At 63.2% G+C, this 24,622-nt stretch carries 22 protein-coding genes; 5 read left to right on the top strand and 17 right to left on the bottom strand.

All coding sequences use genetic code 11. The features are described 5' to 3' along the window. Nucleotides 1–1,185 carry an efflux RND transporter periplasmic adaptor subunit gene (locus D109_RS0122655; RefSeq protein WP_017478874.1) on the bottom strand — a complete coding sequence of 395 codons (1,185 nt, stop codon included), beginning with the start codon at nt 1,183–1,185 and terminating at the stop codon, nt 1–3. 144 nt (nt 1,186–1,329) lie between these two features. Here D109_RS0122655 and baeS point away from each other — a divergent pair, with 144 nt between their 5' ends. Further along, nucleotides 1,330–2,715 carry a sensor histidine kinase efflux regulator BaeS gene (gene baeS, locus D109_RS0122650; protein ID WP_017478873.1) on the top strand — a complete coding sequence of 462 codons (1,386 nt, stop codon included), beginning with the start codon at nt 1,330–1,332 and terminating at the stop codon, nt 2,713–2,715. 3 nt (nt 2,716–2,718) lie between these two features. Then, complete coding sequence (locus tag D109_RS0122645; protein WP_017478872.1) at nt 2,719–3,402, top strand: response regulator; 684 nt, start codon at nt 2,719–2,721, stop codon at nt 3,400–3,402. Between the two features lie 81 nt (nt 3,403–3,483). On the opposite strand, the gene D109_RS0122640 is transcribed toward D109_RS0122645, so the two are convergent. From D109_RS0122640 to gabT, 3 genes are read right to left on the bottom strand one after another with little or no spacing between them, the layout of a single operon-like run. After that, nucleotides 3,484–3,972 carry an Lrp/AsnC family transcriptional regulator gene (locus tag D109_RS0122640; protein WP_010449292.1) on the bottom strand — a complete coding sequence of 163 codons (489 nt, stop codon included), beginning with the start codon at nt 3,970–3,972 and terminating at the stop codon, nt 3,484–3,486. A gap of 45 nt (nt 3,973–4,017) precedes the next feature. Next, nucleotides 4,018–4,662: a 2-haloalkanoic acid dehalogenase gene (locus tag D109_RS0122635; RefSeq protein WP_017478871.1), complete on the bottom strand. Its 645-nt coding sequence runs from the start codon at nt 4,660–4,662 to the stop codon at nt 4,018–4,020. 48 nt (nt 4,663–4,710) lie between these two features. After that, on the bottom strand, nt 4,711–6,003 hold the full coding sequence (gabT, locus tag D109_RS0122630) for a 4-aminobutyrate--2-oxoglutarate transaminase (RefSeq protein ID WP_017478870.1): 1,293 nt from the start codon (nt 6,001–6,003) through the stop codon (nt 4,711–4,713). A gap of 193 nt (nt 6,004–6,196) precedes the next feature. On the opposite strand from gabT, the gene D109_RS0122625 reads away from it, so the two are divergent. Then, a complete protein-coding gene (locus D109_RS0122625) occupies nt 6,197–7,123 on the top strand; it encodes a glyoxylate/hydroxypyruvate reductase A (RefSeq protein WP_017478869.1) in 927 nt (308 codons plus the stop codon). Nucleotides 7,124–7,580: 457 nt separating this feature from the next. Here the strand turns inward: D109_RS0122625 and D109_RS0122620 are convergent, their stop codons facing one another. The 12 genes from D109_RS0122620 to D109_RS0122565 form a co-directional block, all read right to left on the bottom strand. Next, complete coding sequence (locus D109_RS0122620; protein WP_017478868.1) at nt 7,581–8,666, bottom strand: tartrate dehydrogenase; 1,086 nt, start codon at nt 8,664–8,666, stop codon at nt 7,581–7,583. Nucleotides 8,667–8,686: 20 nt separating this feature from the next. After that, nucleotides 8,687–10,147, bottom strand: a complete 1,461-nt coding sequence (locus D109_RS0122615) for an NAD-dependent succinate-semialdehyde dehydrogenase (protein ID WP_017478867.1) — start codon at nt 10,145–10,147, stop codon at nt 8,687–8,689. A 117-nt stretch (nt 10,148–10,264) separates the two neighbouring features. Next, nucleotides 10,265–11,422 carry an acetylornithine deacetylase gene (gene argE / locus D109_RS0122610; RefSeq protein ID WP_020480191.1) on the bottom strand — a complete coding sequence of 386 codons (1,158 nt, stop codon included), beginning with the start codon at nt 11,420–11,422 and terminating at the stop codon, nt 10,265–10,267. Then, nucleotides 11,419–12,573, bottom strand: a complete 1,155-nt coding sequence (locus D109_RS0122605; protein ID WP_017478864.1) for an FAD-binding oxidoreductase — start codon at nt 12,571–12,573, stop codon at nt 11,419–11,421. Before D109_RS0122605 ends, argE begins: the two co-directional genes overlap by 4 nt. Then, nucleotides 12,570–13,949: an NAD(P)/FAD-dependent oxidoreductase gene (locus D109_RS0122600; protein WP_017478863.1), complete on the bottom strand. Its 1,380-nt coding sequence runs from the start codon at nt 13,947–13,949 to the stop codon at nt 12,570–12,572. The genes D109_RS0122605 and D109_RS0122600 overlap by 4 nt, the downstream gene beginning before the upstream one ends. Beyond that, nucleotides 13,931–14,239: a (2Fe-2S)-binding protein gene (locus tag D109_RS0122595; RefSeq protein WP_017478862.1), complete on the bottom strand. Its 309-nt coding sequence runs from the start codon at nt 14,237–14,239 to the stop codon at nt 13,931–13,933. The genes D109_RS0122600 and D109_RS0122595 overlap by 19 nt, the downstream gene beginning before the upstream one ends. Beyond that, nucleotides 14,236–16,077: an ABC transporter ATP-binding protein gene (locus D109_RS0122590; protein WP_017478861.1), complete on the bottom strand. Its 1,842-nt coding sequence runs from the start codon at nt 16,075–16,077 to the stop codon at nt 14,236–14,238. The genes D109_RS0122595 and D109_RS0122590 overlap by 4 nt, the downstream gene beginning before the upstream one ends. A 1-nt stretch (nt 16,078) precedes the next feature. Beyond that, nucleotides 16,079–16,954: an ABC transporter permease gene (locus tag D109_RS0122585; RefSeq protein WP_017478860.1), complete on the bottom strand. Its 876-nt coding sequence runs from the start codon at nt 16,952–16,954 to the stop codon at nt 16,079–16,081. After that, nucleotides 16,951–17,907, bottom strand: coding sequence for an ABC transporter permease (locus tag D109_RS0122580; RefSeq protein ID WP_017478859.1), 957 nt, complete (start codon nt 17,905–17,907; stop codon nt 16,951–16,953). The genes D109_RS0122585 and D109_RS0122580 overlap by 4 nt, the downstream gene beginning before the upstream one ends. Before the next feature lie 13 nt (nt 17,908–17,920). After that, complete coding sequence (locus D109_RS0122575) at nt 17,921–19,558, bottom strand: ABC transporter substrate-binding protein (protein WP_017478858.1); 1,638 nt, start codon at nt 19,556–19,558, stop codon at nt 17,921–17,923. 95 nt (nt 19,559–19,653) lie between these two features. Then, complete coding sequence (locus D109_RS0122570; protein WP_017478857.1) at nt 19,654–20,928, bottom strand: FAD-binding oxidoreductase; 1,275 nt, start codon at nt 20,926–20,928, stop codon at nt 19,654–19,656. Between the two features lie 21 nt (nt 20,929–20,949). Further along, nucleotides 20,950–21,618, bottom strand: coding sequence for a haloacid dehalogenase type II (locus D109_RS0122565; RefSeq protein WP_017478856.1), 669 nt, complete (start codon nt 21,616–21,618; stop codon nt 20,950–20,952). A gap of 499 nt (nt 21,619–22,117) precedes the next feature. On the opposite strand from D109_RS0122565, the gene D109_RS0122560 reads away from it, so the two are divergent. Together D109_RS0122560 and D109_RS0122555 are read left to right on the top strand one after the other, a co-directional pair. Further along, nucleotides 22,118–22,969 (top strand): GNAT family N-acetyltransferase, encoded by an 852-nt coding sequence (locus tag D109_RS0122560; RefSeq protein ID WP_017478855.1) that lies wholly within the window; start codon nt 22,118–22,120, stop codon nt 22,967–22,969. A gap of 21 nt (nt 22,970–22,990) precedes the next feature. Further along, the gene (locus D109_RS0122555; protein ID WP_017478854.1) at nt 22,991–23,704 is read left to right on the top strand and encodes a cupin domain-containing protein; all 714 of its coding nucleotides are present in this window, start codon (nt 22,991–22,993) and stop codon (nt 23,702–23,704) included. Between the two features lie 8 nt (nt 23,705–23,712). Here D109_RS0122555 and D109_RS0122550 read toward each other — a convergent pair whose 3' ends face one another. Then, complete coding sequence (locus D109_RS0122550) at nt 23,713–24,597, bottom strand: LysR family transcriptional regulator (protein ID WP_017478853.1); 885 nt, start codon at nt 24,595–24,597, stop codon at nt 23,713–23,715. Nucleotides 24,598–24,622: the final 25 nt, after the last annotated feature.

Below are 24,622 nucleotides of genomic sequence, written 5' to 3'. Positions count from 1 at the left end.
TCAACCCTCCTTCGCGGGGGTGGGGGGGGTGGCCGCCTGAGCACTGGCGTCCTGCACTTGGACAGCGGCGCCGGCACGGACTTTTTGCCCGCCTTCGACGATCAACTGGTCACCCGCCTGCAGGCCTGCCGTGACCCACCACTGATTCCCCACCGCGCGACCGATGGTCAGCTCACGTTGTTCGACCTTGCCGTCGACCACCAGCAACGCGGTGGTCACACCACTGGCGCTGCGGTTTACCGCTTTCTGCGGCACCAGAATGGCCTGGTCATCGCGCGCCTGTTCCAGCACCGCACGTACGTACATGCCCGGTAGCAGCAGGTGGTCCGGGTTGGCGAATTCAGCACGCAGGGTGACGGTGCCCGTGCCCTCGCTGACACTCACGCCGCTGACCTTGAGCCGGCCCTCTTGGTTGTAGGTGCTGCCATCGTCCAGTTTCAAGCTGACCCGGGCCTGCCCTTCGCCATTGGACTGCAAGGCGCCGCTGGCCAGGTCACGCTTGAGCCGCAGCAATTGCGTGGTCGACTGGGTGACATCCACGTAGATCGGATCGAGTTGCTGCACCGTGGTCAATGCGCTGTCCTGATTGGCCACCACCAGCGCCCCTGGGGTCACGGTGGAGGTTTCAATCCGTCCGCTGACCGGCGAGGTAATACGCGTGTAGGCCAGGTTGATCCGTGCGGTTTCGACTTCTGCCTCGGCAACTTGCACGTCGGCAGCGGCGGTCAGCAAGGTTGCCTGCGCGTCCTCATTATCCTGTTGACTGATGGCATTGATTTTCACCAGTTCGGCGTCGCGTTTAGCAGTGGCCTGCGCCGACTTAAGCGTGGCGCGGTACTTGGCCAGACTCGCCCTGGACTGCGCCAGGGCTGCGGTATAGGACGCCGCGTCCAGTTGGTACAGCGCTTGCCCGACCTTGATATCCGCCCCCTCGACAAACAACCGCTGCTGGACGATGCCGCTGACCTGCGGACGAATCTGCGCCACCATAAAGGCCTGGGTGCGGCCCGCAAGCTCGGTGGTCAGCACTTGGCTCTGGGGTTTTATGCTGATCACCGAGACTTTGGGGGTGATCGCAGCAGGTGCTGGCTCGCCGCCGGAGCAGCCGCCCAGCATGACCAGAGTGATCAAGGACAGGAGCACCGCGGCGGTGACCAGGAATTTGGCGATTATTTTCGTCGACATAGCTGCCTCTGCAAGACGGGATGGCTTGAGTCAGCGCCATCCTGCGAGGCAAATGTGCAGGAAAATTGAAGATTGCCCGGCCGGGTTGAATCTTTTGTTCGCCAGGGCCTAAATGGTTCAATCCATTGCTGACGGCCCACCTCCATGAAGTTGAGTATCTCCACCAAGCTGTTTATTGCGGTACTGGCCGGCGTGCTGCTGGTCATCCTGAGCATGGGCTTGGCGACCAGCTGGAGTTTTGGACGGGGCTTTCTCGGCTATCTCAATGAACAGGCACTGGACCGCATGGCGCCCGTGCTGCCGCGCCTGGCCAGTGCCTACGCGCGGGAAGGCAATTGGGAATTCCTGCGCAACCAGCCGGACCGTTGGTTCGACATCATGCGGCCCGAACTCGGTGAAGATCCGGCGAAGAACGACTTGCGCACGCCCCTGGCCTCGGACCTGACGGGCGCCCTGTTTCGCATCGCCTTGCTGGATAAACACAAGAAACGCGTGAACGGTTACCCGGATATCGGTAACGACGCCCTGTTACGCCCGATTGTCGTGGCCGGTGAAACCGTTGGCTGGCTGGCCGTGACCCCGTTCCAGAGCGTGACCGAAGCCGGCGGCGAACGGTTCCAGCAATATCAGTTACGCACCAGCCTGGTCATGGGCGCCTTTTCGCTGTTGCTGGCAATGCTGATTGCCTGGTGGATCGCCCGCACACTGTTGGAACCGGTCAAACGGGTGGCTGCGGCGACCCACCGCCTGGCCAGCGGCGACTACAGCAGCCGGGTGGCGGTGGCCTCCAATGACGAGGTAGGCCAATTGGCCCGTGACTTCAACCAGCTCGCCTACACCCTGGAGCGCAATGAACAGATGCGACGCGAATTCATGGCCGACGTGTCCCACGAGTTGCGCACCCCGCTGTCGGTATTGCGCGGCGAGCTGGAAGCCATCGAAGACGGTGTACGTACCCTGAACCAAGGCTCGATGAAGTCCTTGCAAGGTGAGGTCAGCATGCTCAGCAAACTGGTGGATGACCTCTACGAGCTTTCGCTGGCGGATGTGGGCGCGCTGACCTATCGCAAGCACGCGTGTGCGCTGGATCAACTGCTGAACAGCAGCGTGTCGATGTTCCAGGAACGCTTGAACGCACGCCGCTTGCGCATCGAACTGGATCTGCCGGCTGAGCCTCTGGAAATGTCGGCCGATGCCAATCGCTTGCAGCAATTGTTTTCCAACCTGCTGGAAAACGCGGTGCGCTATACCGATCCGGAGGGCGTCATACGCATCCGTGCCTTCACGGATCAGGCCGACGTGTGCATCGACTTCCTTGACTCCGGCCCCGGGGTTTCGGCCGAGCAGTTGCCGCGCCTGTTCGAGCGTTTCTATCGCGGCGAGTCCTCGCGCAACCGTGCCAGTGGCGGGGCCGGCCTGGGGCTGGCGATTTGTCAAAGCATCGCGCTCGCCCACGGCGGCAGCCTCAGCGCCGCTCACTCGCCCCTCGGAGGCCTTTGGCTGACCCTCCGCCTGCCAAGGAATATCTGACCCATGAGCGACGCAAGCCCGATCCTGATCGTTGAAGACGAACCGAAGCTGGCCGCATTGATGCAGGATTATCTGATCGCCGCTGGCTACCCGACCTTGTGCCTCGACAACGGTTTGCAGGTGGTGCCAACCGTGCGCACCCAGGCACCGCGCCTGATCCTGCTCGACCTGATGCTGCCCGGGCGTGACGGTATGCAAGTGTGCCAGGACCTACGCGAGTTCAGCTCGGTCCCCATCGTCATGATCACCGCCCGCGTCGAAGAAGTGGACCGCCTGCTGGGGCTGGACCTGGGCGCCGACGACTACATCTGCAAGCCTTTCAGCCCCCGCGAGGTGGTGGCCAGGGTCAAGGCCATCCTGCGGCGTGGCCCCCAATTGCTGGTCAGTACACGGCAGCGATTGCTGATCGACGAAACGCAGTATCGCGCCTCACTCGACGGTGTCGCACTTGACCTCACGCCCCTGGAGCTGAGGCTGCTCAGCACCTTTGCACGTTCCGCCGGGCGGGTATTTTCCCGTGACCAACTGCTCGACAAGATCTACTCCGACCACCGCGTGGTCACCGACCGCACGGTGGACAGCCATATTCGCAATCTGCGACGCAAGCTGGAGCAGGCGTGCCCTGGGGAAACGCCCATCGAATCATTGTATGGGGTGGGTTATCGGTTTCAGTTGGCTGACGCTTGAAGCATCGAGGCACGGATGTGTCCATTTCAGGTACAACGCCAATCCCCCCACACTGCCTCTTCATCAGCAGTGCAGGCGACTTCAGTGGCGCAGCAGTTTGCGCAGGGGCACGCCGTCCTTGAGCACGGGCGACTTGATGACGATATAGCTGAAGTACTTGGAGATACCAATGTTCTTGTCCAGCAGGCTCTCCACCACTTCCTGGTAATGCTGGATGCTGCGGGTCATGAAGCGCACCAGGTAGTCGTAACCACCACTGATCAGGTGGCATTCGAGCACTTCGTCTACCAGGCGGATATTGGATTCGAACTTGGCGAAGTCTTCGCGCTTATGGTCGCTGAGGGTGATCTCGGTGAACACCGTGACCGAATCGGTAATCTTGGCCAGGTTCAAGTGCGCCTTGTAGCTGGAAATATACCCCGCCGACTCCAACCGCTTGACCCGTTGCAAACACGGGCTGGCAGACAAGCCCACGGCGTCGGCGAGGCTGACATTGGTCATCCGGCCGTCCTTTTGCAGTTCAACCAAAATACTGATATCGATCCGGTCCAGCTTCACTTGCCCTTCCATTGCGTACCTCTTGACTGCCGTTTGTAAGACAATCTTCTAGCAAAATCAGCGCCGTAAAGACAGCTGATGCTGAGCCACCAGATCCGCCATGCTGCTGATGCAGTAATCCGCCGCGCACGGCGAAGGCTGCCGGGCCCGCTGGCGGCCGATCAAACAGCGGTCCAGCACGCCGTGCGCCGCGACCGACGGTCGTGTCACATGCAGCACCGGTTGCACATCCTCCGCTTGCTCGCTGAGCCATTGCAGGTCATCGGCCAGGGAAATGAAATCTTCCGGTGCAATACCCAGCCGCTCACACAACACACCACGATCCTCTGCGTCACGGTCGCCACGCACCAGTAACCGATAGAACTTGCGCAAATACAGCATAGCCCCCGGTGCGTCCTCGAACAGCGCCCAACTGCCGGCGCTGCGGGCAAAGCTCATGCCCTCCTCCCAACTGGCGTGGAGCCCCCAGCGTTCGGCGAGTTGGCGGTGGGCGAAACACAGCAGGCCACTGAAGCCCAACTCGGCGAAGCGCGGGTAGAGATTCGCGACCACCGTGTTGTACTCGGCCAGCACCTGCTCCCTGGGCGGCTGCCCGCCACGGCTGTCGAGCAGCGGTTGCAAGGCGGCCAACACACCCGAGTCGCGGTCCACCAGCACTTCATCGCAATCGATCAGCAACGCTCGATAATCTGTCAGTCCCATGTGGGGTCAAGTCTCCAATGATGCCGTCCACCCTGAACAAGCACAGGCTCAGTTCAAGACCCGTGCCAAGGCGCCGTCGAGTATCGCCAAGGCTTCGTCGATCTGGGCCTCGGACGTCACCAACGGCGCGAGAAAGCGCAGCACGTTGCGATGCACGCCGCATTTGATCACCAGCAACCCGCCGGCGCGGGCTTCATCGATCAGCCGTTGGTTAAGGTCGGCATCCGGCGTGCGCGCCGGGTCATCCTGGATCAGCTCGATCGCCAACATGAAGCCGGTGCCGCGCACATCACCGATACGCGGGTAGCGCGCCTGCAAATCAAGCAGGCCCCGGCGCAGGCGTTCGCCCAGCCGTTGGCCGCGTTCGAGCAGTTGCTCCTGCTCGAACGCGCTGATCACCGCCAGTGCCGCCGCGCACGCCAACGCATTACCGCCGTAGGTGCCGCCCAGGCCGCCAGGCAGCGGTGCGTCCATGATGTGCGCCTTGCCGACTACACCGGACAACGGCAAGCCGCCGGCCAGGCTCTTGGCCACGGTGACCAGGTCAGGCTGGATGCCCGCATGCTGGTAGCCGAACCAGGTCCCGGTACGGCCGAAACCGGTCTGGATCTCATCCAGGATCAACACGATGCCGTGCTTGTCCGCCAACGCACGCAGTGCCTGGAGAAATTCCGCAGGCGCGGCAAGGAAGCCGCCGTCGCCCTGCACCGGTTCGATGATGATGGCCGCGATCCTCTCCGGCGCCACCTGGGTCGCCAGCAGTTCATCCAGGGCTTTGAGTGCCAGCTCGCTGGTCACCCCGCGATAAGCATTCGGATACGGTGTGTGGAACACCTCCGGTGCAAACGGCCCGAAGTTCTGTTTGTAGGGTTGGCTCATGCCGGTGAGCGTGGTGCCAAGCAGCGTACGACCATGGAAGCCGCCCCGAAAGGCGATCACCGCCGAGCGATTGGTGTGGGCGCGGGCGATCTTCACCGCATTTTCCACGGCCTCGGCGCCGGAGGTGAAAAACGCGGCCTTATAGGCTTCCTGCCCGCCGACCATTTCGCACAGCCGCTGTGCCAGGTCGAGGTAAGGCTGGTAGGCCACCACCTGGAAGCAGGCGTGGGAGACCTTCTGCAACTGGGCCTGCACCGCCGCCACCACCTTGGAATGGTTATGCCCGATGTTCAGCACGCCGATCCCGCCGACGAAGTCCAGGTAACGCTTGCCATCCACGTCCCACAACTCGGCGCCCTGGGCACGGTCGATCACCAGCGGGTGAGCGGTCACCAGGCCATGGGGAACGAATTGATCGCGCTGACGGAGCAAATGAGGGGTTTCGTCGACCTTGCTATTCATGGCAGTTCCCATCGTGAATGCAGCAACCGGAAAGTGGTTGCGATGTGGTTCAGAGTAAGGCTTGCGGGCAACCAACTACGCCGAACTTGGCCCGTGAGAAATTCGGATCGACTGTTTTGCCCCCACCTTTCAACAGATCCTGCGCCGGGCTTGGGGGATGATGAGGGCTACCCAAACCCTGCAGGAAATGCCCATGGCCTTGCTCTACAAAGCTGACCCGGTGCGCGGCCAACATTGGCAGGCACTGTTCGCCGAACACGCGCCGCAGATCGAATGGCGCGCCTGGCCCGACATCGGCAATGCCGAAGAGGTGGACTACCTGGCCGCCTGGCAGGCGCCCGACAACCTCAAGCAAGTACTGCCCAACCTGAAAGTGCTGTTTGCCTTGTCGGCCGGGGTCGACCAACTGGACCTCTCCCGCTTGCCGCCCGCCCTGCCCGTGGTGCGCCTGCTCGACCCCGGCATCACCCGCGGCATGTGCGAGTACGCCAGTTGGGCGGTGCTCAGCCTGCACCGCGATATGTTGCGCTACCGCCAGCAACAAGCCGCGCGTTGCTGGCAGGCACACCTGTTGCAGCCGGCCGTGAGTCGCAGGGTCGGCGTGATGGGCCTGGGCACCCAGGCCCAGCAGATTCTGGCAACGTTGGCGCCGTTGGGGTTTGCGCTGTCGGGCTGGGCGCGCAGTGCTCATCAGTTGCCAGGTGTGGACTGCTACGCCGGTGAACACCAACTGCCGACGTTTCTCGGCCAGTGCGACATTCTGTTGTGTGTGCTGCCGTTGACCGAGCAGACCCAAGGCATTCTCGACCGGCAGCTGTTTGCACAGTTACCGCGTGGGGCGGCGCTGATCAACCTGGGCCGTGGCGGGCACCTGGTGGAAGAAGACTTGCTGGAGGCATTGGGCAGTGGGCAACTGAGCGGTGCAGTGCTGGACGTGCTGCAGGAGGAACCTGCGCCAGCGGATCATCCATTCTGGGATCACCCGCAGATTGTGCTGACGCCCCATATCGCAGCCATGACCCAACCGGCGAGCGCGTTTGGGGTGTTGCTGGAGAATATCCGGCGGTATGAACGTGGGGAACAGATGGTGGGTGAGGTGGATCGGCGCAAGGGTTATTGATGCGTGGAGATCCAAATGTGAGAGAACGGTCTTGATATGATCGTTCCGACGCTCTGCGTGGGAATGCCGCCCCGGACGCTCTGCGTCCAACGGGCAACGCACGGTTCAAGGCTTGCGCAGTGGTGACGCGGAGCGTCACGGGATGCATTCCCACGTAGAACGTGGGAACGATCGCTCATCGGCGCAAGGGTTATTGATGCATGGAGATCCAAATGTGGGAGCCGTCGAGCTTCAGCGAGGCCGCGATAGCGGTGGGTGAGGCAACATCGATGTCGACTGTGCCGACGTCATCGCAGCCTCGCTGAAGCTCGACAGCTCCCACAGAAAACCTGTGTAACTCTGCGACACCGTGCCCCGGCGCCGGATCAACCGAATGCGGGGTGTCAGCCAAAGATATTTCAACTGAACCCCTGCATTCGCGAGCCAGCCCGCTCCCACATTTTTGAGCCTGCTCGCTTTAGATCTGAAGCCTTTGGGCAATCGCCAGCCCGACATCCTGAGTAGAGCCCTTCCCGCCCAGATCTGGCGTCACCATGCCCTCGGCAATGACCGCCTCAATCCCCCGCAGGATCCCGTCGTGGGCCGCCCGATACCTCTCATCCCCATTGCCAAGGAAATCCAGCATCAACGCCCCCGACCAGATCATCGCTATGGGATTCGCAATGTTCTGCCCATAAATATCCGGCGCCGAACCGTGCACCGGCTCGAACAATGACGGAAAGCGCCGCTCGGGGTCGAGGTTGGCCGACGGCGCAATACCGATCGTCCCGGCGCACGCCGGCCCGAGGTCGGAGAGGATGTCGCCGAACAGGTTTGACGCCACCACCACATCAAACCGGTCCGGTTGCAGCACAAACCGCGCACACAGGATGTCGATGTGCTGCTTGTCCCAGCTCACTTCGGGGTAGTTGGCGGCCATCAATGCGGTGCGCTCATCCCAGTAGGGCATGCTGATGGAAATGCCGTTGGACTTGGTCGCCGCCGTGAGCTTCTTGCGCGGGCGGGACTGGGCCAGGGCGAAGGCAAACTTGAGGATGCGGTCGACGCCGCGCCGGGTGAATACCGACTCCTGCAGCACGAATTCATGCTCGGTGCCCTCGAACATCTTGCCACCCACTGACGAATATTCGCCCTCGGTGTTTTCGCGGATCACCACAAAATCGATGTCCCCCGGCTCGCGCCCTGCCAAGGGGCACGGCACCCCAGGGAACAGCCGCACCGGGCGGATGTTCACGTACTGGTCGAAGTCGCGGCGGAACTTGAGCAACGAGCCCCACAGGGAAATATGGTCGGGCACCTTGTCCGGCCAGCCCACGGCGCCGAAGTAAATCGCGTCAAAGCCCTTGAGCTGCTCAAACCAGTCCTCAGGCATCATCTGCCCGTGCTCCAGGTAGTAATCGCAGTGAGCCCAGTCGAGCACCTCGATGCTCAGGTTCAAGTTCCAGAGACTGGCCGCCCGTTCCAGTACCCGCAGCCCTTCGGGCAGCACTTCCTTGCCAATGCCATCGCCGGCAATCGCGGCGATTCTGAATGCCTTGCTCATGGTGCGTGCCTCGCAAAAATTCAGTTCAAGCCGCCGATATGGAAGGCTTTGACTTCAAGGTATTCGTCCAGGCCGTACTTGCTGCCCTCGCGCCCCAGGCCCGATTGTTTGATACCGCCAAACGGCGCCACTTCCATGGAGATGATCCCGGTATTGAGCCCGACCATGCCAAACTCCAACGCCTCGCCAAAACGCCACGAACGCTGCAGGTCCTGGGTGAAATAGTAGGCGCCCAGGCCATACGGCGTGGCGTTGGCCAGGGCCAGCGCCTCGGCTTCATCCGTAAAGCGCATCAGCGGTGCCACCGGGCCGAAGGTTTCTTCATTGGCCAGCAACATGCCGGCGTGGGTGTCACCCAGCACCGTGGGCTGCACAAACTGGCTGTCACCCGTGGGGATCGCGCCACACAACAGCTTCGCGCCCTGGCTCAGGGCATCGTCGATATGCCGTGCGACCTTGTTCACCGCCGCCGGGTTGATCAGCGGGCCGATGGTCACGCCCTCCTCCAGACCGTTACCGACCTTGAGCTTGCTCACCTCCTCCACCAGGCGCGCGGCGAAACGCGCGTAGATACCGGCCTGTACCAGGATGCGGTTGGCGCACACGCAGGTTTGCCCGGCATTGCGGAACTTGCTGAGCATCACCCCGGCCACGGCCTGCTCCAGGTCGGCGTCGTCAAATACGACAAACGGTGCATTGCCGCCCAGCTCCAGGCTCAGGCGCTTGATGTGCTCGGCGCTCTGACGCATCAGCAAGCGGCCAACGGCGGTGGAACCGGTAAAGGAGATCTTGCGCACCGCCGGGTTGCCGGTCAGCGCCTCGCCGATGCCGGCAGGCAACCCGGTGATCACGTTGAACACCCCGGCCGGAATGCCGACTCGCTCAGCCAACACCGCCAGGGCCAATGCCGACAACGGGGTAAGGTCCGACGGCTTGACGATGATCGGGCAACCAGCGGCAAGCGCCGGCGCACATTTGCGGGTGATCATCGCGTTGGGGAAGTTCCACGGCGTGATGGCCGCGCACACACCCACCGGCTGCTTGAGGGTCAGCAGGCGTCGGTCGCCGCTGGGCGCTGGCATGGTTTCGCCATAGACCCGGCGCGCTTCCTCGGCGAACCATTTGACGAAACCGGCACCGTAGCGAATCTCGCCCTTGGCTTCAGCGAGCGGCTTGCCCTGTTCCCAGGTCATGATCAGCGCCAGGTCATCGAGGTTGTCGAGCATGGCCTGGAACCAACGTTCCAGCAGTGCCGCACGCTCTGCTGCCGGGCGTGCGCGCCAGGCGGGCCAGGCCCGTTCGGCGGCGGCGATGGCGCGGTGGGTATCCACGGCGTCCATGGCCGGCACCCGCGCCAGCAGGTGGCCGGTGGCGGGGTCGCGGATGTCCAGGGTGGCGCCGCTGTCGGCAGCGATCCACTGGCCATCCACATAGGCGAGTTCAGCCAGGAGGCTGGGGTCTTGCAAGCGATTATTGAGCATGGTCGAGTCCTGATCCGAGACACGCTCCAGTCTAGGGAGGTGACGCGAATCAGGATGCCGAAAGCGCAGCTTCAGCAGCGTCCCGTGCTGAAATTGCCCCCAGGACGGCAGGCTCTGCTAGGCCGTAAGCGAACCCAGCAAACCTTGCAAAAAGCGCTCGCCGGCGTCCATTTGGCTGATCTCGATAAACTCGTCGGGCTTGTGCGCCTGCTCGATCGAACCCGGCCCGCACACCACCACCGGCACATCCAGGCGCTGCTTGAACAGGCCGCCCTCGGTACCGAACGAGACCTTGGAAGTGCCGGTACCTGGCGCGGCGAATTGCTTGAGAAAACGTACGGCTTCGACGCTGGGGTGGGTGTCGAGGCCGGGATACACATTGACGGTTTCGATTTCGATGGCCGCCACGCTGGACAACTTCTGTGCCTCGCGCACGATCACTTCAGCGCGCTCACGCATCTGCTCCAGGAATAGGTCCAGATCGTCGGCCGGCAGGTTGCGCACTTCGAAATCCAGGGTGCACAGGTTAGGTACGATATTCAGCGCCTTGCCGCCGACAATCTGCCCTACATGCACGGTGCTATAGGGCACGTCGTAGTCGCTGTCCTGTGCGCCGTGGCGTTGCAGTTGCTGCTGGCTATCGCGCAGGGCAGCGATAAAGTCGCACGCCACATGAATCGCATTGACCGAGCGTGGCGCCAGGGAAGAATGGGCTTCCTGGCCCCGGCAATAGGTGCGGTAAGAGCCCTTGCCCTTGTGGCCCAGCACAAACTGCATGTTGGTGGGTTCTCCGATCACACACAGAAACGGCCGCACCGGCGCCAGGTGCAGCACGTCGAGCAGGCGCCGTACGCCGACGCAACCGATCTCTTCGTCATGGGACAGGGCCAGTTGCAGCGGGCGGTTCAGGCGGTGGTCGGCGGCATCCAGCATGGCGTCGATGGCCAGGGCGATAAAGCCCTTCATGTCGCAACTGCCGCGCCCATAGATGCGCCCATCCTGCACGGTGGCGGCGAAGGCGGGAAAGGTCCAGGCCTGCCCCGCTGCCGGCACCACGTCGGTGTGCCCGGACAGCAACACCCCGGGCTGCTCCTTGGGCCCGGTGCTGGCGAACAGGTTGGCCTTCTTGCCGCTCTGGTCTTTGACGATCAGCGACTCGATGCCTTTGGTCAGCAGCAGGTCGCGCACGTAGTCGATCAGGGCCAGGTTGGATTCCGACGACACGGTGTCGAAAGCCATCAACTGTTTGAGAATCTCGAGAACCCGGGGTTTCATGAGGCTTGGCTCCGTTGCTCGACAGGTGGGGCGAACCGGGTGATGGAGAACGGTTCGATCGGGGTACTGGTGCTCCCGGTGCCAAGCAGTTCGGCCATCACATCGCCGACGCCCGGGCCGAGCTGGAAGCCGTGGCCGCAAAAACCGAAGGCATAAAACAGGCCGTCGACGGTGCCGCTGGCGCCCATCACCGGCAGCGAGTCCGGCAGGTAGCCTTCGATGCCGCTCCACACGCGGATGATATTCAGGTTACCCACGCCCGGCAGCAGGCGGCGCATCTGGCTGACCTGGTTGAGGATGCTGCGCGGTTCCACATAGGCGCGGCGGTTGAGCATGTCGGGCTTGCTGCGGTAACCGCCGCCGATGACGATATTGCCCCGGGGAATCTGACGGAAGTAGATCACTTCTTCCGGGATCTTGGTGTAGACGCCGATCACGGTCGGCAATGAATAGGGCACCGGCTCGGTCACCGCCATTTGCGGGCCGTGGGTGTCCAGCGGTACCGGCTCACCGAACTGCGCCGAGAGTTTCTGACCCCAGGCGCCGGCGGTGATCAACAGTTGCGCGGCGTGGAACTGGCGGCCGTCGGTGGTGGAGACCTGAAAGTCAGCGCCGACCTTCTGCACCTCGGCGACTTCAGTGCGCTCTTCAATTTGCGCCCCCAGGCGTCGTGCAGCCCGGGCAAAGGCCGGCGCGGCCAGGCGCGGGTTGGCGTGGCCATCGTGGGGCGCATAGGAGCCGCCCTTGACGTCCGGGCCGAGGAAGCCGAAGCGTTGATGCAGCTCGGTGCCACGATAAATTTTCAGGTCCAGCTGTTCAGCTTCCGGCGCGGCCGCGTAGGCTTCCAGCTCGGCGATTTCATCTTCGCGGTAACACACGCGCATGTGGCCACTGGGAATGAACTCCAGGTCATCATCGATCAGTTCCGGCAGGCGCTTCCACAGCGCCCAGGAGCGGTTGGCCAGGGCCAGTTGACCAAGGAAGCGCCCTTGCCGGCGCACGTTGCCGAAGTTGACGCCACTGGCGTACTGACCGATCTGGTCGCGCTCCAGCAGGATCACCGACAGCCCGCGACGCCGCAGAAAAAACGCGGTGGCCGAGCCCATCACGCCGCCACCGACAATCACTACATCGGCTTTTTGTACACTCATGAAGGCACCTCCTCGGTGATCAGCATCGACAAGGGTTTGACCGGCGCCTGGCCGCGCTGGCGCCCCACCTCCTGGACCTGCACGCCGGCAGCGGCGGCGATCACTTCAGCCCCGGCCTGGGAGCAATAACGCCCCTGGCAACGGCCCATGCCCACGCGGCTGAACGCCTTGGCGCGATTGACCTCGCAGGCGCCCTTCTCCTTCACGGTGCGGCGCAACTCGCCGGCGCTGATCATCTCGCAGCGGCACACGATGGCGCTGTCCGGCAGGGCCCTGGCCTGTTCACTGGGCCAAGGGAACGCCTGGGCCAGGCCGAGGCGGAACTGGTCCATCACTGCCAAGGCCTGTTGTTGTTCATCACGCAAGCCGGTGTCCACCGGTTGTTGCTGGTCTTCCAGCAGTGCCAACGCCACCAGGCGCCCGGCGTGCTCGGCGGCATCCGCGCCGCGAATCTTCGAACCGTCACCGGCTGCATACACGCCCTTCACCGAGGTGCGTCCGGCGTCATCGGTGGCCAGCCACCATTGGCTGGAGGCTTGATCAAACGCCATGGCGCACCCGGCCAGATCGCCCAATTGCGTCTCGGGGCGCAGGTGATAACCCAGCGCAACGGCGTCCGCCTGCACCGTGACCACCCGCCCACTGCCCGTGGTGAACCGCACGCCCATCACACCCTTGGCGGCGTCGCCCATGACTTGCAGCGGCTTGATCCCCAGGTGCACCGCCACCTTGGCGCGGTACAGTTGCGCCAGCAGCTTGATCCCGGTGAACAGCACGCCAGGCCGCGCCAACAGTTTGGGCATGGCTTTCAGGCGCAGGCTCAGTGGCGAGGTATCAAGCACGGCCGCCACCTCGGCGCCGGCCTTCACGTATTGGCTGGCAACCAGGTACAGCAACGGCCCGCTGCCCATGAACACCACGCGATGACCGATGGACACGGCCTGGTTTTTCAGGGCGATCTGCGCCCCGCCCAAGCTATAGGTGCCCGCCAGTTGCCAACCCTCGACGGGCATCAAGCGGTCGGTGGCGCCGGTGCACAGGATCAGCGCGTCATACTCCACGGTGGTATGGCGGCCCTGGCTCACGCAGCACAGTTGCCCCGGCGTGAGGTTCCACACCAGGGTGTCGGGGCGGTAGTCAATGGCGCCGCGCAGGCGATCGAAACTCTGGTGCAGGTCCTGGGCCTTGGCAGCCTCGCTGCCGTACAGGGTGGTGTAGTCGCGGGTGAACCCGTCGGGCTGGCGGCGGTAGATCTGGCCACCGTCACGGCGATTTTCATCAATCAGGATCGGCTTGATACCCGCCGCCAACAGGGTTTCGGCGCAGCGCACCCCGGCAGGTCCGGCGCCCACAATAACTACCCGTGCAGTGGCCATGTCGCCTCCGGTTGTGTGGTAACGATGTCCAGCCCGTCACGGACTTCATTGGAGCAGGCACGCAGGCGTTCACCGCTGCGGGTCCATACCCAGCAGTCCTGGCACGCGCCCATCAGGCAGAAACCGGCGCGGCGCCCGCTGTCGAATTCCGACTGGCGCAGCGCATGGCCCTGGGTCAGCAGCGCCACCATCAAGGTGTCGCCCTGCAAGGCCTCGATGGCTGCACCATCCACGGTCAGGCTGACCGTCGGCCGGCCCTGTTCGGCCAACCTCACAAAACGCCCCTTCATGCATAGGCTCCCAAGCTGGTGGTGGTGACGCCCCGCTGGGTATTCAGCAACTGGGCGCTGTCGTGGTGGCAAAGGATTTCACCGCCGTTGTCGAGGGCTCGGCGACTCGGCGCAGTGCGGTTGCACAGGCCGTCGACGCGTACCGGGCAGCGATTGAGGAAGGTGCACAGCTCCGGCACATTGGCCCGCTCGCCAATCGCTGGCAGCGTTTCGCACGTGGTGCCGCAGGTTTCCAGCCAGCCCTGGCGCAACTCGGGCACCGAGTGAATCAGCAGGTCGGTGTAGGGGTGAAACGGTGGCTCGGCAAACGACTGGCGGTTGCCGGCCTGCACCTTGTGGCCGCTGTACATCACCACAATGTCATCGCACAACGCACGCACGGTGGAGATGTCATGGCTGATAAACAGGTACGACACCCCCAGTTGCTGGCGCAGGTCCCGCAGCAGTTCGAGGATCGCCGCGCCCACCACCGTGTCGAGGGCCGAGGTCACTTCATCGCACAGGATCAGGTCGGGCTTGGCCGCCAGCGCGCGGGCCAGGTTGACCCGCTGCTTTTGCCCGCCGGACAGCTCGTTGGGACGACGTTCAGCCAGGGTGCGCGGCAGGCGCACCAGGTCCAGCAACTCACCGACGCGCGCCTTCAAGGCAGCGCCCTTGAGGCCGAAATACATCTTCAGCGGGCGGCTGAGGATGGTCGCCACGCTGTGCATCGGGTTAAGCGCGGTGTCGGCGTTCTGGAACACCATCTGGATCCGCCGGAACTGCTCCGGCGTGCGCTCAGACAGGTGGCCGCCCAGCGGCTGACCATCGAACGTCAGCCCCCCCAGGGCCGGAGTCAACAGCCCCGCGACCACGCGCGCCAAGGTGGACTTGCCGGAGCCCGACTCACCGATCACACCGATGGCCTGGCCACGACGCACGGTCAGGTCGATATCTTCCAGCACCCGAATCGCCGGCATGCCTTGCATGTTCTTGTTGCCATAGCCGGCGGTGAGGCCGCTGATGGTCAGCAGCGGCACGTCTTCGGCAATCCCGCTGGGCGGGCGGATGGTGGTGTCTGGCCGCGCAGCAGCCAGCAGCCTGCGGGTGTACTCGTGGGCCGGCGCCTTGAGCAGCGGCGCCGTGGCGCTTTGCTCGAGAATCTGCCCGCCATTGAGCACTACGATCTGGTCGGCCATTTGCGCGACCACCGCCAAGTCATGGGACACGTAAACGGCCGTGGCGCCACGCTCACGCACCACGCGTTTGAACGCGCGCAACACATCGATCTGGGTGGTCACGTCCAGGGCCGTGGTCGGCTCGTCGAGTACGACCAGCAACGGGTCGCTGATCAGCGCCATCGCCGCCATCACCCTCTGCAGTTGCCCGCCGGAGACTTGGTGCGGGTAGCGCCGGCCAATACGTTCGGGATTGGGCAGGGCCAGGTCGCGAAACAAGCCGATGGCCTTGGCTTCCAGCTCGACCCGGGTGCCCAGGCCATGGATCAACGCGCCTTCCACCACTTGGTCGATGAGTTTCTTGGCCGGGTTGAAAGCCGCTGCGGCGCTTTGGGCGATATAGGACACGCGATTGCCGCGCAGGCCCTGCAGCTGTTTTTCGCTCAAGGCGAGCATGTCGTGTTCACCGACCTGCACCACCCCGCCGGACAGGCGACAGCCACGCCGTGCATAGCCGAGCAACGCCAGGGCGATGGTGGTCTTGCCCGAGCCGGACTCGCCAATCAGCGCCAGCACTTCACCTTTTTCAAGGGAAAAGCTCACGCCTTTGACGATTTCCACCTCGCCGCGCTCGTCTCCAGCAACGACACGCAGGTCTTCGACGCGAATCAATTGGGTCATTTCAATGGCCTCCCGTGCGTCGACTGCGTCGTGATGACAAGTAATCAATCAGCAGATTCACACCGATGGTCAGCGTGCCAATGGCCAACGCCGGAATGATGATGGCCAGCGCACCCTGATTGAGGCCGCCGATGTTTTCGCGCACCAGCGAGCCGAGGTCGGCGTCTGGCGGTTGTACGCCGAGGCCGAGAAAACTCATGCCGCTGAGCAACAGCACGATGTAGCCGAACCGCAGGCCCAGGTCGGTCAATACCGGGTTGAGCATATTCGGCAGGATTTCCATGCACGCCACGTACAACCGGCCTTCGCCGCGAGTGCGCGCAACCTGCACGTACTCCAGGGCCTCGATATTGACCGCCATGCTGCGGGCGACGCGGAACGAGCCTGGGATATAACTGATAACCGCCGTGCAGATCAGCAGCGTCACTGACGAGCCAAACGCCGAGACCATGATCAGCGCAAGCATTTTGCTTGGGATCGAGATAAAGGCATCCATGATGCGGCTGATGATCTCGTCCAGCCACTTGGGCGAGACCACTGACAGCAGCGCACACCCGGTGCCGAAGGTGCTGGCCAACAGGGCCGCCACCAGCGCCAGCCCGACGGTGAATCGCGCGCCTACCAATACCCGGCTGAGCATGTCGCGCCCCAGGTAGTCGGTGCCGAACGGATGAGTGAGGCTGAAGCCTTCGAAGATGTTATCGGACACCACTTCACCCACCGGGTGTGGCGCCAGCCAGGGGCCGAACAGCGCCACCAGCAACCAGACGACGCACACCACGGCGCCCACCAGCCCCAACCAGGACGGGCCGCTGGAAACCTTGGCAAGGGCCAGCGCGGAAGACACAGGCTTGGATTTCGCAATGAGCGGGTTCATTGGTTTCTCAGCCTCGGATTGGACAGGATTGCGCACAGGTCGGCGATCAGCACCAACCCCAGGTAGGCCGCGCAGAACAACATGGTGCACGCTTGTACCAGCGCCATGTCACGGTTGGTCACGGCATCGACCATCAAGCTGGCAATGCCGGGATAATTAAAGATGGTTTCGACGATCACCACCCCGCCCAGCAGGTACGACAGGCTGAGGGCGATGGCATTGGCGATCGGCCCGATGGCATTGGGCAGGGCATGGCGCAGCACAATGCGAATGGGGCTGACGCCTTTGAGTCGGGCCATTTCCACGTAGGGGCTGTCGAGCTGGTCGATCACCGCGGCGCGGGTCATGCGGGCCATTTGCGCGACGATCACGCAGCACAGCGTCATCACCGGCAAGGCATAGGTACGCATGAATTGCAGTGGTGAGGTGATGTCGCTGGCGTAAGACAGTGCCGACAACCAGCCGAGGTTGACCGCGAAAATCAGCACCGCCAGGGTGGCCACCAGAAACTCCGGCACCGCGACCATCGCCAGGGTAATAAAGCTCAGGCAGCTGTCGATGCGCCCGCCACGGCCCATCGCCGAGCCGATACCCAGTACCAGTGCCACCGGCACCGAGACCAGCGCCGTGGCGCCCGCCAGCATCAGGGTGTTGGGCACCCGGCCCGCCATCAGTTCACCCACCGGCATGGCGTTGGACACTGACACGCCCAGGTCGCCGGTGAGCAGGCTCATCAACCAGTGCAGGTAACGCAACACACCGGGCTGGTCCAGCCCCAGCTTCAGGCGCAGTGCCGCCACCTGCTCAGGGGTCGCGAACTGGCCGAGGGATTGCTGCGCCGCGTCCCCCGGCAGCACCGCCGTGATCGCAAACACGACCATGGACACGATCAACAAGGTCACGGCCCCGGCGCCGAAACGCCGGGCGATCAACCACAGTGTATTGCCATTCATCGCACTGCCCTCCTCACGCGTCCAACCACACCTGCTCGGCAAACATGTAGCCCATGAAACCGCCCAGCGGGTTGGTGCCGTATCCCTTGACGCGCTGGTCCACGCCGTCAATGTTGCTGATGAACACCGGCACGCCGATACCGCAGTGGTCGTGCACCAGGGTCTGCATGTCGCCATACATTTTGGCGCGCTTGGCGTCATCGGTTTCGCCACGGGCCAGCATCAGCAGCTGGTCGAACTGATCGTTCTGCCAGCCGGATTCGTTCCACGGCGCCTTGGACTGGAAGAACTGCGAGAACATCACGTCGGCATTCGGCCGAGGGTTGATGTTGCCGAAGCTCAACGGGTGCTTCATCCAGTGGTTGGACCAATAGCCGTCGCTCGGCAGGCGGTTCACGTCCAGCTTGAGCCCGGCCTGTTTCGCCGATTGCTGCAACAGCACGGCGATGTCCACCGAACCGGTGGCGGCAGGCGATGCCATGACCGGCATGGTGATGCTTTCCATGCCGGCTTTCTTCAGCAGGAACCTGGCTTTTTCCGGGTCGTAGACCGTCTGCGGCAAGTCGGCGTTGAAGTAACGTGAACCCGGCGCGATCGGGTGGTCGTTGCCCACCACGGCAAACCCACGGAACACCGCAGACTTGACCTGCTCACGGTCGAGCAGCAGCTTCATGGCCTGGGTGAATTCCGGGCTTTTGCCGGGTAACTGGTCCTGGCGAATGATCAAGTCAGTGTAGTTGCCCGACGGCGCATCCACGACCCGGTGCTTGGTACTCGCGGCGATGCGCGTGGTGGAACGCGGGTTGACCTCGTTGATCATGTGCACGTCGCCCGACAGCAACGCGTTGACCCGCGATGGCTCGTCGGCGATGGCAATGAACTCGATCTCGTCGAGGTACGGCAAGCCCGGTTTCCAGTAGTTCTTGTTGCGCACGGCAATCGAGCGCACACCCGGCTTGAACTCACCGACAGTGAACGGGCCGGTGCCGATGCCTTTGTTGAAGTCGGTGGTGCCCTCGGGAACGATCAACAAGTGCGACACGGCGAGGATCGACGGCAACTCGGCGTTGGGCGCGCTAAGGCGAATTTGCACCTCGTTCGGCCCGCTGGCCTTGATCTCGGCGAACTGCTCCATCAGCGGCATGACTTTGGAGCCGGTCAGCGGGTCTTTGTGGCGGTTCAGGGAGAACACCACGTCGGCGGCGGTCAGGGCCTTACCGTTGTGAAAGGTCACGTCTTTGCGCAGGGTGATGGTCCACACCGTGGCGTCGGTATTGTCGATGCGCTCAGCCAGTTCCAGTTGCGGCACCAGGTGCTTATCGAAACGGGTCAGGCCGTTGTAGAACATGTAGTGGCGTGCATAGTCGGTGGACAGCGCGCCCTTGGCCGGGTCGAGGGTGTCGGCGGTGGAGCTGGACATGCCGGCCACGCGGATCTTGCCGCCCGGCTTGCCTTTGCCCTCGGTGGCCGCTTCATCGGCGAACAATTTGCCGGCGGCGCCGAACAGGCTGCCCGCACCAGCGGCGGCGACGCCCGCAACGCCGAGCATTTGCAGGGCATTGCGGCGCGACATGCCACGGTTGAGACTTTCGAACACCCGCAGGCTTTCCTGGCCGGAGATGAGCTCGGGTGTGTTTTTGTTGTCAGTCATAGCAAGGCTACCTGTCGATAATCGGAAGAATCGAGTGCTCACGGATGTCCGGAGCGTCCTGGAAACGCAAACGACGGTCACGCAACAACGGCAACTCAGTGCAAATAGTCCTGGAAACGGTAATAGGCGCCCACGAACGGCAGGAACCAGGGTTTGCCGAAATGCCCGGGAATCGCCGGCCATTCCAGTTCACCCCACGGATTGGCCGCCGCGTTGCCCGCCATGACGTCAGCCATGACCTGGCCCATGTGCACCGACATCTGCACGCCATGGCCGCTGTAGCCCATGGAATGGAACACGCCGCCATGCTGGCCGGCGCGGGGCAGGCGGTCGGACGTCATGTCCACCAGGCCGCCCCAGCAGTAGTCGATCTTCACGTGCGCCAACTGCGGGAACATGTTCAACATCGCCGCCTGCAGCACCTTGCCGCTCTTGGCGTCGGAGACGCTGTCAGACATGGCAAACCGGGCACGCCCGCCAAACAGCAGGCGGTTGTCCGGGGTCAGGCGAAAATAGTTGCCGATCATGCGGCTGGTCACATAGGCGCGGCGCAGCGGCAGCAACTGATCGATCAACGCTTGGGGCAAGACTTCGGTGACAATGACAAAACTGCCCACCGGCACAATGCGCCGACGGTACCAACCGAGGTCGCCATGCTGGCAGGCGCCGGTGGCCAGCAGCACTTGCCCGGCGTGCAGCGAGCCTTTGGCGGTGTTGACCTGATAGCCACCGGCCTGGGCCTTCCAGTCCTTGACGGCAGTGTGCTCGTAGATCATCGCGCCGCGCCGCGCGGCCGCCTCGGCCAGGCCCACCCCGAAGCGACCGACATGCATCTGCACGCCGTTGCGCTGCAACAAGCCGCCGTGGAACTGGGTCGAGTGGACTTCGGCACGGGTCTGTTCGGCGCTGAGCAACGCGACATCGGCATCCACCTCCTGGCGGATCAGCTCACAGGTGCGGGCCAGGCCTTCATAATGCAGGGGCTTGGCCGCCAGCTTGAGCTTGCCGTTGCGCACCAGGTCGCAGGCAATCCCTTCCTGCTCGACCAACGAAACGACGGTCTGCACCGCGCTTTCATAGGCCTGGTAATAGGCGCGCGCCTTGGCGGCACCGAGGCTGGCGTGCAGCCCGGCATAATCCTGGGCCACGCCGGTGTTGCATTGGCCACCGTTGCGCCCCGAGGCCTCGCCGATTACACGGCCGGCGTCGAGCACCACCACACTCGCCCCTTTGCTCGCCAACGCACGCGCCGCCGCCAGGCCAGTGAAGCCACCACCGACCACAGCCACATCGACCTGCCCGGGCAAGCTGCCCAGTTGGGCACCGGTGAACGCCGGTGCGGTGTCGAGCCAATAGGATTCACTGCCCATGCTTTACCCCTTGGTGTGCTGTTACAGACCGACCAACGCTGGCAGCCCACCGATATCGGTGATCTGCTGGTAACCGTAAAACGCATTGCCTGGCACTTCGTGGCCACGGGCAACGAACGCCTTGTTTTTGATCTTCATGTCATGGGCCGGCATCAGGTCATAACGGAAGCTGGAAGACACATGCAAGATGTCGTCCGGACCGCAACCCAGGTTATCGAGCATGAATTCGAAGGCGGCCAGGCGCGGCTTGTAGGCCTGGGCCTGTTCGGCAGTGAATACTTTGTGAAATGGCGCGCCGAGCTTGTCGACGTTGGACATGATCTGGCTGTCGCTGGCATTGGAGAAGATCACCAGGGGAATCTTGTCGGCAATCTTCGACAGGCCGGCCGGCACGTCCGCGTGGGGGCCCCAGGTCGGCACAGCGTCGTAATACAGCTGGCCTTCCTCGCGATACTCGATACCCCAGCGCTTGCAGGTACGGGCCAGGGCGGTCTTGAGAATTTCGTCGTAGGGGCGCCAGTCGCCCATGACCTGGTCGAGGCGATAGGCCGAGAAGTCCTTGACGAATTGGTCCATCTGCTCAGGGGTGATGCGATCGGCGAAGAGCTCGCGGGTCATGGTGCCCATATGAAAGTTGGTCAGCGTACCGTAGCAGTCGAACGTAATGAATTTGGGACGAAGAAAGCTCATGGAGTGCGGTCCTGAAGTTCGTTGAGTGTGACAAGCGTTCACTGCCCTGGCGGCGGCTCCGCCTCGTTGCAGCACAGGTTCATTACACCACTGTGAAATCAGCATATGCCGTCTAAAAAGACCTTCGCTCAATACAAACCACCGTTTTGGTGGCCGGGCTCAGCAGACTTTGCGGTGCGCGCCAGGCTTGGGCAGGGCCTGTGTTTGTGCGCTTTTAGGGGGCTTTTGGGGGCAGAAAGGCTTAAGGACGGGGGTGGGGGCGGCAGAAAGTGTGGCTGGCCGGGATTGCTTGCATGGCCGTGACCGCGCGATGGAGATGTACCCGGAAAACACCCTTGGCATTTGCTGCTGCTCCCCTACCCCAATTAAGTAGTAACTGTGGCCGCGCAACACACAGCCCAAGGAATCTGCCGAATATTCCCGACCCACTTGCCAGCCTATAAAACAGGTGGGATACAAGCACCCTCGTGCTGAACAATACGCTCTATGGAGGCTCGCCATGTCCGCCCTGCCACACCCTGCTTATGTATACCGCCCGATGACCGTGGCCGATTTGCCGGCCGCCCATGCCTTGTCGGTGCAACTCAAATGGCCTCACCGCCTGGAAGACTGGGCCATGTTGCAACGTGTCAGCGACGGTTTCGTGGTGATGGATGGCGAGCGTCTGATCGGCAGCGCCTTCACCTGCCCCCAGGGCGACTACGCCACCATCGGCCTGGTGATCGTCAGCAATGACTACCAGGGCCAGGGCATCGGCCGTCGCTTGATGGAAAAAGCCCTCGCCGCCTGCGATGCGCGCACGCCGGTCCTCAACGCCACCCTCGCCGGCGCCCCGCTGTATACCAGCCAGGGGTTTGTCGAGTTTGGGCGAGTGCAGCAACATCAGGGCCAGGCGTTGGTGCCCGCCCTGCCGGGACTGGCCGATGGCGAAACCTGCCGCGCCCTGCACGCCGACGACCACCCCAGCCTGCTCGCGCTGGCCAAAGCCGCCAGTGGCCTGGACCGCCGCGAAGTACTGCGTGACCTGCAGGTGGAACACGCGGTAGGCATCGAGCGCGATGGCCAGCTACGCGGCTTCGCCCTGCTGCGGCCGTTTGGTCGTGGGCGCTGCATTGGCCCGGTGGTTGCCGAAAACATCGATCAGGCCAAGCACTTGATCGCGGTACTGCTGGCCCAGGTGCCGGATGCCTTTGTCCGCATCGACATTCCCGTCGCCTGCGGCCTCAGCGACTGGCTCGAAAGCACCGGCCTGAAGAACATCGACACCGTCGCGCAGATGGCACTGGGCCCACCGCCCCGTGCCAGCCAAGGCGTACTCCCTTTTGCCCTGATCACCCAGGCGATCGGCTGACTTTCCTCCCGGAGCATTCCCATGTCCTCTCCCCGTATCCTGCTGTTGGCTCGCGCCGACGGCAGCCGCGTTGCCACGTCTTTCAATACCGGTGCCTTGAGCGCGCTGGACCCCTTCGGCGACACCCGCCAACTCGCCTGGCTGGGCGACGATGGCGTGTCCGCAGGGCTGGTGACCTTTAGCGGCGAAGCCGTGATCGAAGACTTCCCCCACAGCGAAACACTGGTGGTGCACGCCGGCCATGTGGTGCTGGGCAGTGCAGAACAGACATTGGAACTGGGGGTCGGCAGCAGCGCCGTGATCGGCCGTGGCACACGCCTTACGGTGCAGGCAAGCGCAGGCAGCCAATGGGCGTTCTGCGCCGTCGACCAAGCCGATGCTCCGGCGCGCCCGGGCCTGACCTCGCTTGCCCCGCATACCTTGCTCAATCCCTCCGCCGCGCCCGAGCCACAGATCCTGATCGGCCCAACCCCACAGTGCCGCGCGTGCAACCTGTTCGACGATGAGGTCACCGAGTTGCGCATTGGCATCTGGGACTCAACGCCCTACGCCCGCCACGGCCGCCCGCACAAACTGCATGAATTGATGCACCTGCTCGAAGGCAGCGTCACGCTGCAAGACGACGAGGGAGTTGCGGTGACGGTCAACCGTGGCGACACGGTATTTGTGGCCAAAGGCGCACCGTGCGCATGGACCAGCACGGTGTACGTACGCAAGGTTTACGCCGTGAAATAAGGCACAAATCAGGCTTTCAGCGCCTCCTCCATAAACGCCACCAATGCCTGGACGCGCGGGCTGCGAAGTTTGCGCGACGGCACCAGCAGGATGATCGGAGCGCTGTCAAAACTCCAATCCGCCAGCACGCGCACCAGGCTGCCGCTGGCTACGGCGTCGCTGACATCCCACTGCGAACGCAACACCAACCCTAAGCCTTGCTCGGCCCAGCGCCGGGCAACGCTGCCATCATTGCTCAGCAACGCCGGCTCCACGCGCAGCGTCTTGCGGCCCTGCCCTTTGCGCAGGTGCCACAGCGTAACGTCCTCATCATTTTCACGAATGCAAATGCAGCGATGGGACGCCAGTTCGTCCGGTGATGACGGTACACCGTGGGCTTGCAGGTAGGCTGGGCTCGCGCATAACCAGCGCTCATTTGGCGTGAGCGACCGCGCCGTCCACAGGCTGTCGTTGAGATGGCCGATGTGAATCACCGCATCGCTGTCATGACGATCAGGCCACGGGGTCTCGCGTAAATCCAGGTGCAGGCACAGCTGGGGGTGCATCCTGGCAAAACGCGCCAACAGCGGTGCGATTCGCTGCCGACCATAGCCAAATGGCGCCGCCAACCTCAAGGTGCCCACCAGCGTTTCATCCTTTTGCCTGAAGGACTCCGGCAGCGCTTCGAGCTGCTCCAGCAGCAGCGCACTTTCTCGCGAGAACCGCTCGCCATCTGCCGTAAGGCTGAGGCGTCGGGCATCGCGATTGGCCAGGGTCAGCCCCAGGAAGGTCTCCAGTTTACGCAGGCGCATGGAGAGCGCCGGCGGAGTGACGTTCAGGGCTCGGGCCGCAGCGCTCAGTGATTCAGAGCGCGCAAGGGTGACGGCCAGACGCAGGTCTTCGATGGAAATCATTCAATTTTACTTAATGATTGATTAG

Origin of the sequence: Pseudomonas sp. PAMC 26793, from assembly GCF_000313235.1 — a bacterium.
GTDB lineage: Bacteria > Pseudomonadota > Gammaproteobacteria > Pseudomonadales > Pseudomonadaceae > Aquipseudomonas > Aquipseudomonas yamanorum.
Note: the sequence above shows the minus strand (reverse complement) of the source record. Positions and strands in the feature narration are given on the sequence as shown.

What these genes read in the sequence shown, in the direction of transcription:
- D109_RS0122580 (WP_017478859.1), bottom strand. Translation starts at nt 17,907, where the DNA reads ATGAATGGCAATACACTGTGGTTGATCGCCCGGCGTTTCGGCGCCGGG.
- D109_RS0122620 (WP_017478868.1), bottom strand. Translation starts at nt 8,666, where the DNA reads ATGAGCAAGGCATTCAGAATCGCCGCGATTGCCGGCGATGGCATTGGC.
- argE (WP_020480191.1), bottom strand. Translation starts at nt 11,422, where the DNA reads ATGAAACCCCGGGTTCTCGAGATTCTCAAACAGTTGATGGCTTTCGAC.
- gabT (WP_017478870.1), bottom strand. Translation starts at nt 6,003, where the DNA reads ATGAATAGCAAGGTCGACGAAACCCCTCATTTGCTCCGTCAGCGCGAT.
- D109_RS0122625 (WP_017478869.1), top strand. Translation starts at nt 6,197, where the DNA reads ATGGCCTTGCTCTACAAAGCTGACCCGGTGCGCGGCCAACATTGGCAG.
- D109_RS0122560 (WP_017478855.1), top strand. Translation starts at nt 22,118, where the DNA reads ATGTCCGCCCTGCCACACCCTGCTTATGTATACCGCCCGATGACCGTG.
- D109_RS0122645 (WP_017478872.1), top strand. Translation starts at nt 2,719, where the DNA reads ATGAGCGACGCAAGCCCGATCCTGATCGTTGAAGACGAACCGAAGCTG.
- D109_RS0122655 (WP_017478874.1), bottom strand. Translation starts at nt 1,185, where the DNA reads ATGTCGACGAAAATAATCGCCAAATTCCTGGTCACCGCCGCGGTGCTC.
- D109_RS0122555 (WP_017478854.1), top strand. Translation starts at nt 22,991, where the DNA reads ATGTCCTCTCCCCGTATCCTGCTGTTGGCTCGCGCCGACGGCAGCCGC.
- D109_RS0122575 (WP_017478858.1), bottom strand. Translation starts at nt 19,558, where the DNA reads ATGACTGACAACAAAAACACACCCGAGCTCATCTCCGGCCAGGAAAGC.
- D109_RS0122595 (WP_017478862.1), bottom strand. Translation starts at nt 14,239, where the DNA reads ATGAAGGGGCGTTTTGTGAGGTTGGCCGAACAGGGCCGGCCGACGGTC.
- D109_RS0122615 (WP_017478867.1), bottom strand. Translation starts at nt 10,147, where the DNA reads ATGCTCAATAATCGCTTGCAAGACCCCAGCCTCCTGGCTGAACTCGCC.
- D109_RS0122590 (WP_017478861.1), bottom strand. Translation starts at nt 16,077, where the DNA reads ATGACCCAATTGATTCGCGTCGAAGACCTGCGTGTCGTTGCTGGAGAC.
- D109_RS0122600 (WP_017478863.1), bottom strand. Translation starts at nt 13,949, where the DNA reads ATGGCCACTGCACGGGTAGTTATTGTGGGCGCCGGACCTGCCGGGGTG.
- baeS (WP_017478873.1), top strand. Translation starts at nt 1,330, where the DNA reads ATGAAGTTGAGTATCTCCACCAAGCTGTTTATTGCGGTACTGGCCGGC.
- D109_RS0122585 (WP_017478860.1), bottom strand. Translation starts at nt 16,954, where the DNA reads ATGAACCCGCTCATTGCGAAATCCAAGCCTGTGTCTTCCGCGCTGGCC.
- D109_RS0122565 (WP_017478856.1), bottom strand. Translation starts at nt 21,618, where the DNA reads ATGAGCTTTCTTCGTCCCAAATTCATTACGTTCGACTGCTACGGTACG.
- D109_RS0122570 (WP_017478857.1), bottom strand. Translation starts at nt 20,928, where the DNA reads ATGGGCAGTGAATCCTATTGGCTCGACACCGCACCGGCGTTCACCGGT.
- D109_RS0122605 (WP_017478864.1), bottom strand. Translation starts at nt 12,573, where the DNA reads ATGAGTGTACAAAAAGCCGATGTAGTGATTGTCGGTGGCGGCGTGATG.
- D109_RS0122635 (WP_017478871.1), bottom strand. Translation starts at nt 4,662, where the DNA reads ATGGGACTGACAGATTATCGAGCGTTGCTGATCGATTGCGATGAAGTG.
- D109_RS0122550 (WP_017478853.1), bottom strand. Translation starts at nt 24,597, where the DNA reads ATGATTTCCATCGAAGACCTGCGTCTGGCCGTCACCCTTGCGCGCTCT.
- D109_RS0122640 (WP_010449292.1), bottom strand. Translation starts at nt 3,972, where the DNA reads ATGGAAGGGCAAGTGAAGCTGGACCGGATCGATATCAGTATTTTGGTT.